This is a genomic window from Nocardia sp. NPDC006044, from assembly GCF_042871115.1.
GTDB lineage: Bacteria > Actinomycetota > Actinomycetes > Mycobacteriales > Mycobacteriaceae > Nocardia.
On the sequence record NZ_JBIAID010000003.1, the window covers coordinates 1,352,093 to 1,368,380 of the forward strand.

Annotated in this window: 15 protein-coding genes; 11 read left to right on the top strand and 4 right to left on the bottom strand. The window is 68.2% G+C overall.

The genetic code is table 11. The annotated features are described in order from the left end of the window. Positions 1 to 23 precede the first annotated feature (23 nt). The 3 genes from ACFYO1_RS30825 to ACFYO1_RS30835 all read right to left on the bottom strand — a co-directional run bounded on the left by ACFYO1_RS30825 (position 24) and on the right by ACFYO1_RS30835 (position 4,236). Complete coding sequence (locus ACFYO1_RS30825; RefSeq protein ID WP_387238319.1) at positions 24 to 425, bottom strand: YybH family protein; 402 nt, start codon at positions 423 to 425, stop codon at positions 24 to 26. A 106-nt stretch (positions 426 to 531) separates the two neighbouring features. Continuing rightward, on the bottom strand, positions 532 to 3,387 hold the full coding sequence (gene secA / locus ACFYO1_RS30830; RefSeq protein ID WP_387238322.1) for a preprotein translocase subunit SecA: 2,856 nt from the start codon (positions 3,385 to 3,387) through the stop codon (positions 532 to 534). 159 nt (positions 3,388 to 3,546) lie between these two features. After that, the gene (locus ACFYO1_RS30835) at positions 3,547 to 4,236 is read right to left on the bottom strand and encodes an Rv3235 family protein (protein ID WP_387238718.1); all 690 of its coding nucleotides are present in this window, start codon (positions 4,234 to 4,236) and stop codon (positions 3,547 to 3,549) included. Positions 4,237 to 4,258: 22 nt separating this feature from the next. On the opposite strand from ACFYO1_RS30835, the gene ACFYO1_RS30840 reads away from it, so the two are divergent. From ACFYO1_RS30840 to ACFYO1_RS30875, 8 genes are all read left to right on the top strand, one after another. After that, on the top strand, positions 4,259 to 5,680 hold the full coding sequence (locus tag ACFYO1_RS30840) for a wax ester/triacylglycerol synthase family O-acyltransferase (RefSeq protein WP_387238325.1): 1,422 nt from the start codon (positions 4,259 to 4,261) through the stop codon (positions 5,678 to 5,680). Positions 5,681 to 5,690: 10 nt separating this feature from the next. Then, on the top strand, positions 5,691 to 6,230 hold the full coding sequence (locus tag ACFYO1_RS30845) for a DUF6912 family protein (RefSeq protein ID WP_387238721.1): 540 nt from the start codon (positions 5,691 to 5,693) through the stop codon (positions 6,228 to 6,230). A gap of 150 nt (positions 6,231 to 6,380) precedes the next feature. Beyond that, positions 6,381 to 7,538, top strand: coding sequence for a ferredoxin reductase (locus tag ACFYO1_RS30850; RefSeq protein WP_387238328.1), 1,158 nt, complete (start codon positions 6,381 to 6,383; stop codon positions 7,536 to 7,538). Between the two features lie 81 nt (positions 7,539 to 7,619). Continuing rightward, entirely contained in the window at positions 7,620 to 9,059 is a 1,440-nt protein-coding gene (locus ACFYO1_RS30855; RefSeq protein WP_387238331.1) for a fatty acid desaturase, read from the top strand. A gap of 270 nt (positions 9,060 to 9,329) precedes the next feature. Further along, positions 9,330 to 10,604 (top strand): fatty acid desaturase family protein, encoded by a 1,275-nt coding sequence (locus tag ACFYO1_RS30860; protein WP_387238334.1) that lies wholly within the window; start codon positions 9,330 to 9,332, stop codon positions 10,602 to 10,604. 204 nt (positions 10,605 to 10,808) lie between these two features. Then, positions 10,809 to 11,039 carry a hypothetical protein gene (locus ACFYO1_RS30865; protein ID WP_387238337.1) on the top strand — a complete coding sequence of 77 codons (231 nt, stop codon included), beginning with the start codon at positions 10,809 to 10,811 and terminating at the stop codon, positions 11,037 to 11,039. Between the two features lie 110 nt (positions 11,040 to 11,149). Further along, positions 11,150 to 11,770 carry a 5,6-dimethylbenzimidazole synthase gene (gene bluB / locus ACFYO1_RS30870; protein ID WP_387238724.1) on the top strand — a complete coding sequence of 207 codons (621 nt, stop codon included), beginning with the start codon at positions 11,150 to 11,152 and terminating at the stop codon, positions 11,768 to 11,770. A gap of 171 nt (positions 11,771 to 11,941) precedes the next feature. Next, positions 11,942 to 12,181, top strand: a complete 240-nt coding sequence (locus ACFYO1_RS30875; RefSeq protein ID WP_387238340.1) for a hypothetical protein — start codon at positions 11,942 to 11,944, stop codon at positions 12,179 to 12,181. A gap of 733 nt (positions 12,182 to 12,914) precedes the next feature. On the opposite strand, the gene ACFYO1_RS30880 is transcribed toward ACFYO1_RS30875, so the two are convergent. Beyond that, on the bottom strand, positions 12,915 to 14,207 hold the full coding sequence (locus tag ACFYO1_RS30880) for an acetyl-CoA C-acyltransferase (protein WP_387238343.1): 1,293 nt from the start codon (positions 14,205 to 14,207) through the stop codon (positions 12,915 to 12,917). 317 nt (positions 14,208 to 14,524) lie between these two features. On the opposite strand from ACFYO1_RS30880, the gene ACFYO1_RS30885 reads away from it, so the two are divergent. The 3 genes from ACFYO1_RS30885 to ACFYO1_RS30895 are packed head-to-tail and all read left to right on the top strand — an operon-like array spanning position 14,525 to position 16,258. Continuing rightward, positions 14,525 to 15,235: a helix-turn-helix domain-containing protein gene (locus tag ACFYO1_RS30885; protein ID WP_387238346.1), complete on the top strand. Its 711-nt coding sequence runs from the start codon at positions 14,525 to 14,527 to the stop codon at positions 15,233 to 15,235. Positions 15,236 to 15,245: 10 nt separating this feature from the next. Then, the gene (locus ACFYO1_RS30890) at positions 15,246 to 15,683 is read left to right on the top strand and encodes a hypothetical protein (protein WP_387238349.1); all 438 of its coding nucleotides are present in this window, start codon (positions 15,246 to 15,248) and stop codon (positions 15,681 to 15,683) included. A gap of 50 nt (positions 15,684 to 15,733) precedes the next feature. Next, positions 15,734 to 16,258 carry a hypothetical protein gene (locus ACFYO1_RS30895; protein ID WP_387238352.1) on the top strand — a complete coding sequence of 175 codons (525 nt, stop codon included), beginning with the start codon at positions 15,734 to 15,736 and terminating at the stop codon, positions 16,256 to 16,258. The last annotated feature ends 30 nt before the right edge of the window (positions 16,259 to 16,288 follow it).

A 16,288-nucleotide genomic window follows, 5' to 3' on the forward strand; every position in this document is an offset into this window, starting at 1 on the left:
GGACTTTCCCCAACGAAGATCACTCAGCCGGGTAACGCCGCGCTGGACCGTTCCTGCCCATCCGGCTGGCCGGGCGCGAACGGCCATTCCTCGAACCAGGTGCAGCGGCCGTCGTCGTCGAAGCGCAGCACCCAGAGGTCGCGCCAGCGGGCCGGTTGGTCGGGGTATTCGACCTCGGCCCGGACCACGGCGGTGAGCCCGTCCACCGCAACGACTTCCGGCTCCACGGTGAACGACTCGTCCGGGCCGTCCCGTCCGGTCTCCCAGAACTTCGCCAGCGCCGGTAGACCCGTGAGCGGTTCCGCCCAGGGCGAGACCTGATATCCGATTTCGGGGGCGAAGAGGTCGCCTAACTTATCGGTGCCCGGCGATCGCCAGGCCCGTTCGTATTCGCCGACCCACGCCTCAACTGTGCTGCGGTCCACGACGGGCCAAACTACGCCTGTTCGCTCCCCTACGGGCCAGTTCCAGCCCAAAGACGCCCGGAACGCGAAAGCGCCCAGGGAGCGGAGTCCCTGGGCGCTTCGGCGGTCAGTGCCGGCGGCGCGGCTTCGGCGCGCGCTTCGGCTTCTCCTGCGCGCGGGCGGCCTCGCGGCGCTCGCGGCGGGTGGTGCCGTCGCCGTACTCCTCGGCGTCGCTGTGCACCTCGCGATGCCCGCCCTCGTCCGGACCCGAGTAGCTCAGGCCACGCCGGGCGGTGTCGTCGATTCCCTTGGCGCGCAACGCCGCCGGGGCGACGCCGGTGCCGTTGGGCAGGGGCGCCTCGTCGGTGGGCAGCGGGCGCGGGGCGGCCATCGCACCGACCGGCGAACGCAGGCCCTGATCGACCGAGACGCCCTCGGGCTGCGGCTGCTGCACCTCGACCTGGAGGTTGAACAGGAAGCCGACCGACTCCTCCTTCAGGCCCTCGAGCATGGCCGAGAACATGTCGAAGCCCTCACGCTGGTACTCGACCAGCGGGTCGCGCTGCGCCATCGCCCGCAGGCCGATGCCCTCCTTGAGGTAGTCCATCTCGTAGAGGTGCTCGCGCCACTTGCGGTCGAGCACCGAAAGCAGCACCTGCCGTTCGAGATTGCGCATGCTGCCCTCGCCGGCCAGCCCGTCGATCTCGGCCTCGCGCCGCTCGTAGGCCTCGTGCGCGTCGTCCAGCAGCGCCTCGAGCAGTTCGTCGCGGCTCAGGTCGCCGGCCTCACCGACCGAGGTCTCACCGGTCAGCTCCTTGTAGTTGAGCTTCACCGGGTACAGCGTCTTGAGCGCCGTCCACAGCTTGTCCAGATCCCAGTCCTCGACGTAGCCCTCGGCGGTCGCGCCGTTGACGTAGGCGGTGACCACGTCGGTGATCATGCTCTGGACCTGGCCCTCCATGTCCTCGCCGCGCAGGATCCGGTTGCGCTCGCCGTAGATGATGGTGCGCTGCTGGTTCATCACCTCGTCGTACTTGAGCACGTTCTTGCGGATCTCGAAGTTCTGCTGCTCGACCTGGGTCTGCGCGCTCTTGATCGCCTTGGAGACCATCTTGGCCTCGATCGGCACGTCGTCGGGCAGGTTGAGCCGGGTCATGATCGCCTCGAGCGCGGCGCCGTTGAACCGGCGCATCAGCTCGTCGCCCAGCGACAGGTAGAACCGCGACTCGCCGGGGTCACCCTGACGGCCGGAACGACCACGCAGCTGGTTGTCGATGCGCCGCGACTCGTGCCGCTCGGTGCCGAGCACGTAGAGCCCGCCCGCCTCGCGCACGATCTCCGCGTCCGCCGAGGTCTGCGCCTTGACCTGCTCCAGCGTCGGCAGCCAGGCCTGCTGGTAGGCGTCCGGCGTCTCGACCGGGTCCAGGCCCTCGCGGCGCAGGATGAGGTCGGCGATGATGTCCGGGTTGCCGCCGAGCACGACGTCGGTGCCGCGACCGGCCATGTTGGTCGCCACGGTCACCGCGCCCGGCCGGCCGGCCTCGGCGATGATCTCGGCTTCCTTCTCGTGGAACTTCGCGTTCAGCACGGTGTGCGCGATGCCGCGCTTGGTGAACTGCTTGGACAGGTACTCCGAGCGCTCGACGCTGGTGGTACCGATCAGCACCGGCTGGTCGCGCTGGTGCCGCTCGGTGACGTCGTCTACCACGGCCGCGAACTTGGCCTCTTCGGTCTTGTAGATCAGGTCGGACTGGTCCGCGCGGATCATCGGCCGGTTCGTCGGGATCGGGACCACGCCGAGGTTGTAGATCTGGTGCAGCTCGGCCGCCTCGGTCTCGGCGGTACCGGTCATGCCGGACAGCTTGTCGTAGAGGCGGAAGTAGTTCTGCAGGGTGATCGTGGCCAGGGTCTGGTTCTCCGGCTGGATCTCCACCCCTTCCTTGGCCTCGATCGCCTGGTGCATGCCCTCGTTGTAGCGGCGGCCGACCAGAATGCGGCCGGTGAACTCGTCGACGATGATGACCTCGCCGTCGCGGACGATGTAGTCCTTGTCGCGCGAGTACAGCTCCTTGGCCTTGATCGCGTTGTTCACGTAGCTGACCAGCGGCGAGTTGGCGGCCTCGTAGAGGTTGTCGATGCCGAGCTGATCCTCGATGAACTCGACGCCGGCCTCGTGCACGCCGATGGTGCGCTTCTTGATGTCGACCTCGTAGTGCAGGTCCTTCTTCAGCAGCGGTGCGATGCGCGCGAATTCGGCATACCACTTGCTGGACGCGTCGGCCGGGCCGGAGATGATCAGCGGGGTCCGCGCCTCGTCGATCAGGATGGAGTCGACCTCGTCGACCACGGCGAAGTTGTGCCCGCGCTGGACCAGATCGTCGAGCGAGTGCGTCATGTTGTCGCGCAGGTAGTCGAAGCCGAACTCGTTGTTCGTGCCGTAGGTGATGTCGGCGCCGTAGGCCACCCGCCGCTGCGCGGGCGTCATGCCGCCGAGGATCGCGCCGACCTCGAGCCCGAGGAAGCGGTGCACGCGGCCCATCCACTCGGAGTCGCGCTTGGCCAGGTAGTCGTTGGTGGTGACGATGTGCACGCCGTCGCCGCTGATCGCGTTGAGGTAGGCGGGCAGCACCGAGGTGAGCGTCTTGCCCTCACCGGTCTTCATCTCGGCGATGTTGCCGGTGTGCAGCGCCGCGCCGCCCATGATCTGCACCTTGTAGTGCTTCTGGTTCAGCACTCGCCAGGACGCCTCGCGCGCGACCGCGAAGGCCTCGGCCATCAGCGCGCCGAGCGGATCCGCGTGACCGTCCTCGACCATGTCCGAGTAGCGCTCGCGGAACTCGTCGGTCTTGCCGCGCAGCTCGTCGTCGGTGAGTAGCTCGTACTCCGACTCGAGGTCGAGAACCTGATCGGCGAAGTTGGCGAGCCGCTTGACCATGCGACCCTCACCAATCCGTAGCAACCTCGTCAGTGTCAGCGCAGGCACGGGTCTCGTCAGTCCTCTGGTCGGTGTGTCATTTCGTGTCGTCGGCGCCGGGCCGAGGGGTGGGCGTACGGCCGGCGTGCGGGGTTCGCGCTCCGAGTGCGGAATCCGCTGCACGGCTCATGGTAATGCGGTACCCCGCCGGGTCGTCCGCCCTGGTACTCACAGTACGCGGAACGCGCTCAGCTGCCAGCCCGTGCGGTGCAGCACAACGCACGCGGCGAGCGCGAACACCCGATTCCCGCGCTGATAACTGCCGTAGACCTCGGCCGTGTTCGGCCCGGTCAGCTCGACCCCGAGCTTGGTCAGCAGGGCCGGGCCGAGGCCGTGCCCTGGCGGCGCGCAGCGGAGCGTCTCGATGGCGGCCAGCACCGAGGGCGTCACCAGCCGGCGCAGCTGGACCACCGGGCGCCGGCCGTCCAGCACCTCCAGTACGAGGCGCAGCGAACTTTCGGCGAATCTAGTTGCGGCGGAACCCGTTTCACCATCGGTACCGTACGATGGAGGGCGTCCGTCGTGCCGGGCGCGCCGCTGTGCCGCCTGACCGGCCGGCCCGCTACGTGCTGGCATGCGACGGCAGGGCAGCGCGGCTCGTGGCGACAACGCATCCGTCCGCGCACGGCCCGGCCGATCGCCGTCCAGCGGCGGCTCGATGTGCGGAACGGGCGAAAGCGATGGTCGTCGGCTGTGCATCCGGTCTCCCCCTGTGATCGAATCGAGTTCCCCGTGCTCGAGTCGAACAGCATGCCACGACCGCCGGAACGGGTAAAGGGGAACGCCGATTTCACCGGATACGCCACAGCGGAGCAGCCGAATCCTTGTGGCGACAGCACAATAGGCGGGAGGCGGCATCGAAAAAGGAGCACCGGGCAGCGTGATCACGAGACTGACGCCGCAGGACGCGTCGTTCTATCGACTCGAGCCGAGCAGCAATCCGATCCACATCGGCTCCCTCGCGATCCTCCGCAATATCGAGCCGGGCAGCGCCGCCGCCGACCCGGTGCTCGATTACGACCGGCTGGTCGACCTGGTGGACGCCCGGCTCTCGCTGGTCCCCCGCTATCGGCGCAAGGTGCGCGAGATCCCGTTCGCCCTCGGCCGCCCGGTGTGGGTGGAGGACAGCCAGTTCGACGTCACCTATCACATCCGCCGCTCCGCGCTGCCGACGCCGGGCACCGACGAGCAACTGCACGACCTGGTGGCCCGGCTGGCCTCCCGGCCGCTGGATCAGACCCGGCCGCTGTGGGAGATGTATCTGATCGAGGGCCTGTCCGACGGCCGCTGCGCGGTCTTCACCAAGACCCATTCGGCGCTGGTCGATGGGGACACCGCGCTCGAGATCGGCCACGTCATCCTGGACAACGGCCCGTCGCCGCGCGAACTCGCCGACGACGCGTGGCTCGCGCCCCGCGAACCCAACGAGGCCGAGCTGCTCGTCGGCGCGCTGACCCACCTGGCCGCCCAGCCGCGCGAGGCCATCGAGGTAGCACGGCGGGCGAGCGGGCAAGCCTTCGCGGCGATCGGCGCCGCGGGCCGGGCGATGGACTCGGTGGTCGCCGCGGTGCGCGCCGCGACGACCGGCGCGCCGGACAGTCCCCTTAACGCGCGCACCTCGCGCAACCGCCGCTTCGACACGGTGCGCACCGAGCTGGAGGACTATCGCCGGATCCGCAAGCGCTTCGACTGCTCGATCAACGACGTCATCCTCGCGGTGGTCACCGGCGCGCTGCGCAACTGGCTGCTCTCCCGCGGCGAGGGGTTGACCGAATCGACCACGCTGCGCGCCGTGGTGCCGATGTCGGTGTATATCGAAGGGGCGGACGGGGATCAGCTGAAACCGGCCGGCGAGGTGTCCTCGTTCCTGATCGATCTGCCGGTCGGCGAGCCCAATCCGGTGATGCGGCTCTCGCACATCGCGCACGCCACCGAGGCCAACGGCAGGCAGCGGCGCGGGGTCCGCGCGCGCACGCTGGTACATCTGGCCGGGTTCGCTCCGGCGAGCCTGCATGCCATGAGCGTGCGTGCGGCGAGTACCTTCGCAGAACACACTTTCAATCTGGTGATCACCAACGCACCGGGTCCGCAGACCCCGATGTTCATCGGCGGCGCGCGGATGCTGGAGATGTATCCGGTGTCGCCGCTGCTGCGTAATCAGGCCTCGAGTATCGGGATCACGTCCTATGACGGACGCGTTTTCTACGGACTCAATGCCGACCGCGACGCGATGGCCGACATCGGCGTGCTGGCCGCGTCGGTGCGCGATTCCATGGAGGAGATGCTCGGTGCCTGCGTCTGATCAGGAAAAAATGCGGGTCTACATCCCCGCCACGGTGCCGATGCTGCGCGAGCTCGTCACCAACCGGGCGCTGGGCCCGATCGGCGGCACCGCGTTCGCGGTGACCCCGGCGCTGCGCGAGGCGTACGCCTCCGGCGACGACGAGGAGCTGGCCGAGGTGGCGATGGGCGAGGCCGCCCGCGCCTCGCTGCGCCTGCTCGCCGCCGAACGCGACGACGCCGACGACTCGGCCGACGCCGCCGAGCCGACGGCGACGGGACGGCCGGTCTACCGGCGCGCGGTGATCGCCGCGGACGTGACCGGCGCCAAGCTGCGCCCCGACCTCGACGACGCCGTGGTCAAGCTGACCGGGCCGATCACCTACGACCAGATCGGCTGCGTGCATGTCGACCTGGCCGAGGCCGAGCCCGAGGTGGCCAAGGCGGTCGACGTGGTGGACGCGGCCGACCTCGGCGACACCGACGCCGAGTTCGTGCTCGGCGACGCCGAGGATCACCAGCTGGCCTGGTATGCCGCGCAGGAACTGCCGTTCCTGCTCGAACTGCTCTGACGTTCCCTTATCGCCCGGACGTGGTGACGGACCGTCGCCCGCCCGGGATGATAAGGGTGACGGCCACGACACGTCAGCTAACCTACGATGCCGTAACCTGGCTGTTGCGTGGGGCAGCGCATCCGACGAACAGGAAGACGAACGGCAGCGATGAGCTCGAAAAATGGGGGATTCTCCGTGCGGGGCGTGCGGGAGTGGCTGGAGGCGCCGGCCGCCTCGGTCGCCGAACGCGGCGGCCGGTTGAACGTGCTGCGCGGGGCCGTGGCCCGGGTCACCACCCCGCTGCTGCCGGACGACTATCTGCACCTGGCCAATCCGCTGTGGTCGGCCCGCGAGCTGCGCGGCCGCATCGTCGACGTGCGCAAGGAGACCGCGGACTCGGCCACCCTGGTGATCAAGCCGGGCTGGGGTTTCGACTTCAAATACGAGCCGGGGCAATACATCGGCATCGGCGTGCTGATCGACGGCCGCTGGCACTGGCGCTCCTATTCGCTGACCTGCCCGCCGAACTGGTCGGACCCGGAGGCGGGCGGCAAGCGGGTCATCTCGATCGCGGTGAAGGCGATGCCGGAGGGCTTTCTGTCCAGTCACCTGGTCAGCGGCGTCCCGGTCGGCACGGTGGTGCGGCTGGCCGCGCCGCAGGGCGGTTTCGTGCTGCCCTCCCCGCCGCCGGAGAAGGTGCTGTTCCTGACCGCGGGCAGCGGCATCACCCCGGTGCTGGCGATGCTGCGCTCGATGGACCGGCGCGACATGGTCACCGATGTGCAGCACCTGCATTCCGCGCGCACCGCCGAGGACGTGATGTTCGGCGCCGAGCTGCGCGATCTGCACGACCGGCACCCGAGTTTCACCTCGCACCTGAACCTGACCGGCGAGCACGGCAAGTTCGCGCTGGCCGGGCTGGACGCGAAGTTCCCCGACTGGCGGGAGCGCCAGACCTGGGCCTGTGGCCCGGCCGCGATGCTGGACGAGATCGAGCACCATTGGCGCGACGCGGGCATCGCTGACCGACTGCACGTCGAGCGGTTCGAGATCGAGCGGAGCGCGGTCGGCGAGGGCGGCACGGTCACCTTCGGCAAGACCGGGCGCACCGCCGAGATCGACGGCGCGACCAGCCTGCTCGAGGCGGGCGAGGCGGTGGGCGTGCAGATGCCGTTCGGCTGCCGGATGGGCATCTGCCAGACCTGTGTCGTGACCCTGAGTTCCGGGCACGTGCGCGATCTGCGCAACGGCGACGAGCATCGCGAGGGCGACAAGGTGCAGACCTGTATCTCCGCCGCGGCGGGCGACTGCACCCTGGACGTCTGAGCGGCACCGAGCCTCGGGCCGGAACGCCGCCGACGTTCTTTGGGTACCCTCAAATCAAATTGAGCAGCGAAAGGACACCCGGTGGCAATCACCGATATTCAGGCGTTCGCCCACCTGACTGCGGCAGACATCGAAACACTGGGGCAGGAACTCGATTCGATCCGGCGCTCGGTGGAGCAGTCGCGCGGCGAACGTGACGCGAAATACATCCGGCGCACCATCGCCGCGCAGCGCGCACTCGAGGTGGCCGGTCGCGCGGTCCTGTTCGGCAGCCGCAACCGGTGGGCCTGGCTCACCGGCACGGCGATGCTGTCGGTCGCCAAGATCGTCGAGAACATGGAGCTCGGGCACAACATCAGCCATGGGCAGTGGGACTGGATGAACGATCCGGAGATCCACTCCAGCACCTGGGAGTGGGATCAGACCGGACCCTCGTCGCAGTGGCGGCGCGCGCACAATTACTCCCACCACACCTATACCAACGTGCTCGGCAAGGACGAGGATCTCGGGTTCGGCATCCTGCGGATGACCCGCGACGAGGCCTGGCGTCCGTTGCACCTGATCCAGCCGCTGGCGAACCTGCTGCTCGCGGCGACCTTCGAGTGGGGCATCGCGATCCACGACTGGAGTATCGAGAAGGAGCTGTCCGGTACTCCGCGCAAAGAGCTGATGTCCGAGCCGAATCGCGAGTTCGGCCGCAAGATCGTCCGTCAGGTGGCTAAGGACTTCCTGTTCTATCCGGCGCTCACCGGCCCCGCGTTCATGTCCACATTGAAGGCGAACGCCACCGCCAACCTGGTGCGCAACCTGTGGGCCTACGCGGTGATCTTCTGCGGTCACTTCCCGGACGGCGCCGAGAAGTTCACCATCGAGCAGCTGGAAGGCGAGACCAGCGGCGAGTGGTACCTGCGGCAGATGCTCGGCAGTGCCAATTTCAAGGCCGGGCCGGCCATGGCGTTCATGAGCGGCAACCTCTGCTACCAGATCGAGCACCACCTGTTCCCCGACCTGCCGAGCAACCGGTACTCCGAGGTCGCGGTGCGGGTGCGCGAGCTGTGCGACAAGTACGACCTGCCCTACACCACCGGCTCGCTCGGCAAGCAGTACCTGCTCGCCTTCCGCACCATCCACAAGCTCGCGCTGCCGGACCGGTTCTTGAAGGCCACCGCGGACAACGCGCCGGAGACCTCCTCGGAGCGCAAGTTCGCCGGCATCACGCTGCCCTCGCTGCCGAGTTCGGACACCGCGAGCTGGCTCGGCGTCGACCCGGAGACCGGGCAGCGGCGCGGGCTGCGCTCGGCGATGCGCGAGGCCAAGGTGGTGCTCAAGGAGAAGGCGCGGCAGGAGAAGGAAGTGCTGCGCGAGGCCAAGCGCGCCCTGCGCGAGAAGGCCGAGCACGAAAAGGAAGCGCTGCGCGAGGCCACCGTGGCGTTGCAGGAGCGGGCCCGCACCGAGCAGGCCTCGTTGCGCCGCAAGGCCATTCGCCAGCGGGCCTCGTTCCGCACCCGCCGCCGGCGCTGAGCCGAAGGCCGGTACTCCTGCGAGTACCGGCCCTGACGGTCTCCACCACAGGCCGCTACGAGTTGCGGACGACCGCTCGGCGGAGCAAGATGAGCCCGGACACGGACAGGGTTCGTCACGCCGGAATACCGTGCGGGAGAAGGCTTTACGCCGTAACGTCGATGTGCGCGGCCTAGCATCGAATGATCGTGAACGCAATGGGAGATTTGCCATATCCGCGTTCAGGTTCACGCAACCTACGGTCTCGTAACTTACGGTACTGTAACCGCCATGGCGATCTCGGATGTCAAGGAATACGCACATCTCACCGAGGCCGACGTGGAAGCACTCGGCGCGGAATTCGACGCGATCCGGCGGGATATCGAAGCCTCGCGCGGTGCGCGCGACGCGCGATACATCCGCAACGTGATCCGTCTGCAACGCGCACTCGAGATCAGCGGCCGCGGCGTGCTGTTCGCCAGCTTCTTACCGCCGGCCTGGCTGGCCGGCGTCGCCCTGCTCGGCACCGCCAAGATCATCGAGAACATGGAGATCGGGCACAACGCCATGCACGGGCAGTGGGACTGGATGAACGATCCGGAGATCCACTCCAGCACCTGGGAATGGGACAACGCGGGCGCGGCCAAGCACTGGAAGCACACGCACAACTACCTGCACCACAAGTACACCAACGTGCTCGGCATGGACGACGACATCGGCTACGGCCTGCTGCGCGTCACCCGGGACCAGCGGTGGAAGCCGTTCAACCTGGGCAACCCGGTGTACAACCTGGTGCTGCAACTGCTGTTCGAGTACGGCGTCGCGATCCAGCACATGGAGCTGGGCAAACTGGCCGCGGGCCGGTTCAAGCCGGGCACCCCGGAGCGCGCCGACTTCGAGCGCAAGCGCACCGAGGCGCTCACCAAGATGGGCAAGCAGGTGGTCAAGGACTACGTGATCTTCCCCGCGCTCACCGGCCCCGCCTTCTTCTCCACGCTGACCGCCAACCTCGCCGCGAACGCGATCCGCAACGTGTGGTCCAACGCGGTCATCTTCTGCGGGCACTTCCCCGACGGCGCGGAGAAGTTCACCAAGGCCGACATCGATAACGAGACCAAGGGCGAGTGGTACCTGCGGCAGATGCTCGGCAGTGCCAACATCTCCGGCGGCCCGATCACCCACTTCATGACCGGCAACCTCAGCCACCAGATCGAGCACCACCTGTTCCCCGATCTGCCGAGCAACCGGTACGCCGAGATCGCCGTGCGGGTCCGCGAACTCGCCGAGAAGTACGACCTGCCCTACACCACCGGCTCGCTGCCGGTGCAGTACTTCAAGGCCTGGCGCACCATCCTCAAGCTGTCGCTGCCGAACAAGTACCTGCGCGACACCGCCGACGACGCCCCCGAAACCGCCTCGGAGCGCAAGTTCGGCGGCGCCACCACCCCGGTGATCGACCCGGAGACCGGTAAGCGCCGCGGCCTGCGCACCGCCTTGGCCGAGGGACGCAAGCGGTTCAGCCGGCGCCCCGCCCCGGTCGAACGCGAACTGCAACTGACGAAATAAGGCAGTCGGCCTGGTTTCGCCGATCCGAACCGCTCCGGAATGTGCGCCCTACTCGTTTCGAATAGGGCGCACATTTCGCTGAAACATGGCACTGCCGAATAACTCTCGCGATTTTGACAGATTCGACCGCGCGGCTTCCTGATAGTTTCGAAACGGCTCCGGCGATACGGGAGAACCGGGCCGTGGAATCGGGAGGGATTCACCATGTTTCGCAAAGTCTTCTATGCCTGTGCCGTCGCGGCGACCATCGGCCTCGGCGCGACCGGGGTGGCGTCGGCCTACGACGGGCAGGTCTATTCCGGCCCGGACGCCGATTGGGACTGCGCCAGGCAGCTGGAAAAGGACCTGGTGAACACCCCCGGCCTGCTGAGCGGTACCTGCGATCCCGACGGCAACGGCAACGTCGTCGAGCACTACGGGCAGTGGCGGCGCTGATCGTCTGACCGATGCGGGCGGCAGCACATGCCGCCCGCATCGCCGTGTTCCGGGCCGCGGGTCGCGCCCGGCGCCCGGCTGGTTGACTGGGCCGCATGTGTGCTGCTGAGCTGAGCGTTTACGAGGCAATCCGGACCCGGCGGGACGTGCGGGCCGAGTTCACCGGGGAACCGGTGGACGACGCGACGCTGTGGCGGCTGCTCGAGGCGGCGCACCGGGCACCGAGTGTCGGCAATTCGCAGCCATGGGACTTCGTCGTGGTGCGAGACCCGGCGACACTGCGCAAGTTCGCCGATCACGTGGCGGACAAACGGGTCGAATTCCGGGCCGGACTGCCGCCGGAACGCGCGGCCACCTTCGAGCCGATCAAGATCGAGGGCATTCTGGAGAGCGGCACCGGCATCGTGGTCAGCTACGACCACGGCCGCGGCGGGCCGCAGGTGCTCGGCCGCGCCACCGTGCCCGAAACCGGCGTCTATTCCGCTGTTCTCGCGATCCAGAACCTCTGGCTGGCCGCCACCGCCGAGGGCGTCGGCGTCGGCTGGGTGTCCTTCTACGACCCCGAATTCCTCACCGACCTCGTCGGCCTGCCCGAGGGGATCCGGCCGATCGCCTGGCTGTGCGTCGGGCCGGTGCACGAATTCCAGGCGGTCCCCGACCTGGAGCGCTTCGGCTGGCGCTCCGGTCGCCCGCTGCACGACGCCGTGCACCACGAGACCTACCGCGTGTAACGCACACTTCCCGAACTCCCGCAGGCGTTTTCGCTGTGCGGGAGATCACCGGGTGCGTCGCCGAAACGTGAGGATTCACAGACCCGGCGATTGGGTACGCCACAGACGAATCCATCTCGGACAATGGATTCTTCTCGCGCGCTCGGTTTTTCAGCTTCAGGAGGTTTTGCCATGGCCAACGTCGATGCCGTCCGGTTGTCGAATGAGCTCGGCATCGACCTCGCGTCCGCCATGCTGCGCCTGCGCCGCGAGGCCCGCCCCGGCGAGACCAACCACGACACCTGCCTGCGCATCATCGCCGACGAAGGCGGCCGCAAACCCCACCCCACCCGCCGCCCCCTCACCGGCTACGCCATCCGCCCCACCGCCGACGGCACAATCCCGGTAATCCCCCCCGAGCGCCGCCGCTGACTCCCCCCACCCATCACGCCCCACCACCCCACCCCGCGCACGCCCTTCGCTAGCCGACCCATGCGCGGCCAGCCAACAAATGCGCAGCGAGCCAACGAATGCGCAGCGCGGCCGCTTCCCCACCCGCCCACCTTCCGCGCAGGTCTCATCCCGCCGCGCACGTTCGCTAACCAATCCGAGCGCGGCAAGCCAACGAATGCGCAACGCGGCGGACCAACGCACAGCGCGGCCGCTAACCCACCCGCGCACGTTTCATTCCGCCGCGCACGGAATCGCCAACAGATTCGTGCGCAGCGAGCCAACGAATGCGCAGCGCAGCCACTAACCGCAGACCCGCACACACGCCGCGCAGGTCTTCACCTGCCCGCTAACCGATTCGTACGCAGCACGCCAACAAATACGCAGCGCAGCCGCTGCTTCCGACCCGGCACCTCCCGCGCAGGACTCATCCCACCGCGCACATGTTCACTAGCCGATTCGGGCGCAGCCAGCCAACAAATGCGCAGCGCGGCGGCTGCTTCCGACCCGGCACCTCCCGCGCAGGACTCATCCCACCGCGCACATGTTCGCTAACCGATTCGGGCGCAGCCAGCCAACAAATGCGCGGCGAGCCGACGAATGCGCAGCGGCCGCTGACCCATGACCCGCGCAGGTTTCGTTGCGCCGCGCACAAAATCGCTGGCCGATCCGTGCGCGGCAGGTCTACTCGTGCGCGGCGGGCGAGCGGCGAGGGTTAGATACGTTCCAGGACTGCGGAGGCGCCTATGCCGCCGGCTGCGCAGATGCCTAGTAGGGCGGCGTTCTTGCCGGTTCGGGCTAGTTCGTTGGCCATTGTGGTGACCATGCGGGCGCCGGTGGCGCCGAAGGGGTGGCCCAGGGACACCGAGCCGCCGTGGACGTTGAGTGTGTCGATGTCGACCTCGCCGACCGCGGTGTCCCGATCTAGCCGGGTCTTGGCCCAGTCGGTGCTGCCGAGCGCGGCCAGGACGGACAGCGTCTGCGCCGCGAATGCCTCGTGGATATCGACGAGATCGATGTCGCTCAACGACATTCCGGCCTTGTCCAGCGCCCGCGGCATGGAGATCGCCGGGCCGATCAGTACCTGATCCGTCGGATCGACGCTGACATAGCTCCACGACCGGAACGCGGCCAGCGGCCGGTACCCGAGTTCGAGGGCCTTCTCCTCGCTCATCAACAGCACCGCGGCGGCGCCGTCGGTGAGCGGGCTGGCATTGCCGGCCGTCACGGTGCCGTTTTCGGCGAACACCGGCTTCAGTTTCGACAGTTTTTCGATGCTGGTGTCCCCGCGCACCAGTCCGTCGCGCGCGATCTCGGTGCCCTCGGGCGTACGCACCCGCAAGACCTCGTCGTCGAATCGCCCCGACTCGATGGCCGCCGCGGCGCGATGGTGTGACCGCGCGGCGAACTCGTCCTGATCGGCCCGGCTGACCCCGTGGATCCGGGCCATCTTCTCCGCCGACTCCCCCATCACCTCGCCGGTGGTCCGTTCGGCGATCTTCGGCCGGCTCGGCAGCAGATCGGTGAACGGCGCGAGCTGGGTGAGCGCGGACAGATAGTCTTTCGGCTTCGGCTTGCCCAGGGCCAGCGGCGCGGCCGCGTGCACCACCTTCTGCGGCAGCTTGACCTCGGCGTTGGAGGTCGAATCGCTACCGCCGGCGATCATGATGTCGTATTCGCCACGCTCGATCGCAGCCGCGGCGGAGGTCACCGCCTGCAAGCCGGACGCGCAGGCGCGGGTCACCGTGTAACCCTCGCAACCCGGGTCCAATCGCAGGTCGAGGGCGATCTCCCGGGCGATGTTCGGCGCCGCGCTGGGCAGGATGACCCCGCCCCAGACAATCGCCTGCACCTGGGCGCCGGGCAGCCCGGTCCGCTCGAGCACGCCGCGGACGGCGGCATCGGCGAGCGCGATGGAGTCCATGCGCGTGTATCCGGTGAACGCACGCACGAACGGCGTGCGCGCACCGGACACGATCACGGCACGGCGAGCAGCCTTGGTGGCCATGCGATTTCCTTTCGAGAGATCTATGACCACCAAACTTACTCCATAGTAAGTTCACCGTCGACCCCCTTCGCCGACGGTGATTCCGTGCGCAGCGGCGATCCCCTCCACCGTCGCTGGTTCCGGCCTGCCACGCGCCGTTGCGCAACAGACCGGAGGCGCCCGTCCCGACGAACGCCCCTGCTCGTCTCGGAACGCTCCGCAAGGCCGATGTCGTAGCGACTCGGCGCATCAGAACAGTAGCAATATTGCTACTGATTTTTCAAACACTTTCTATCGATTTGCCTTTGGCCCTGGTCGCGCCTACCCTTGAGTGCACTATGCATAGCCCTTCGGAGCTGTCGCGGCGCCAGAAGAGATTCGGCCGAATCATCAAGGAACGCCGGGACGAGCTCGGACTCACGCAGTTACAGATCGGCGACCTCGGGGGTCCTTCGGCACCGACGATTCGCAAGATCGAGGACGGCGACGCGGCGATCAGCACCACCACGCTGAACAAACTCGACGCGCCGCTGCGCTGGCTGCCGGGCAGTGCCGCGCGGACCTACGCGGGCGGCACGCCCGCCGTCGCCGACGAACTCGGGCCGGTCGCCCGCCACCCCGGCGAGTCCGTCGTCGCCGGACCCGATTCGATCCGCTTCGAGATCGCCGACCTCACCGGCCTGCTCGCCACCGCGGGCCGGCTCAACGACGCGGTGGAGCAGGGCCGCGCGACCGACCCTCAATTGACCTCCGCGATCGACGAACTCAACCGCGTGGTCTCCAAACTCTCGGCGCGCTACGCGACCGCGATGCTGGAACGCAACGGCGGTCCCGGCCGCGTACTACACCCCCTCGTCGAAATGGCCTTCGCGCACCTGCTCGAGGTGCCCGCCGAAGCCAGCGAGGGCACCGAACTGCAGGAACGGCGATACCGGCGCTGGCTGGCCGGACGATCGGAGGACGTGGATGCTGCGACAGAAGGTCAGTTCCGGGCACGGTGGCTGGCTGCCAACCTGGCCACGACCGCGAGTCGAAACGGTGGGCACTGAGGTGACGGAGATGACGAACGGCGCGCCGGCCGACGGAGCGCTCACGCTGAGCCACAAGATCAATCGGCTGTTCGCGGTGGTGCACCCGCGCTCGGCCCCGGAGCGCAGCAACGCGACCGTCGCGGCGCAGGCCGGCGACTACCTGCGCCGGACCGTCCCCGCGAGTCGGCTGGAACGACTACGCCGGGGCGACTTCGACAGCGAAACCGCCTCCGCCGCAGTCGAACCCGACCTGCTGGCGGCAATCGCCCAGAGCTTCGGCGTGGCCGCGGACTACCTCACCACCACCGGCCCCGCGGCCGCGGCCATCGACCGCGAACTCGAACTGCTCGCGACCATGCGCGATGCCAACGTTTCCAGCATCGCACTGCGCGGCTCCAACGTCGACCAGTCGATCCTCGCGCGCATCATCGAGAGCACGGATGGTCCCGTACCGCCGAGTCGGTAATATCGCTACCTACATGGGGGCACCGAGCTTGCTGTAGGAGATTCGATCGCATGGCCATGCAGGCCCAGTTCCGGAACCTGACCCGGGACGTACCGATACCGCACCCGTGGGATCTGTCGAGCTACCTCGATGATGTCGCGCGGTACCGCGGCCGGGACATCAGCCTGCTGCCGATCGATACCGCGCTGCTCGCGGGCACCGGCTGCGGCACCGGCAGCGGACTGTGGATCGCCAAGCAGGACAGCGACGTCATCGTCTACGGCGCGGACACCACCGAGTGGCACGCCGAGCACATCATCGTGCACGAGCTCGGCCACATGCTGCTCGGTCACGGCCCGGAACAGCCGACCGACGGCGAACCCGGCCAGGCCACCCCGACGGTGGCCGCCGTCGCCGAACTGCTGCCGTCGATCTCGCCCGAATCCATCGCCCATGTGCTCGGCCGCACCGACTACGGCACCACCCGCGAACGCGACGCCGAGACCTTCGCCGACATGGTCATGCTGCACGCCATGCGGCCGCCGCGCCGAGACTCCTTGCTCCACCGGACGTTCTTCCGCGACCGCCGTCGGTGAACTCACCCGTTCCCGCGATCTTCGCGGTAC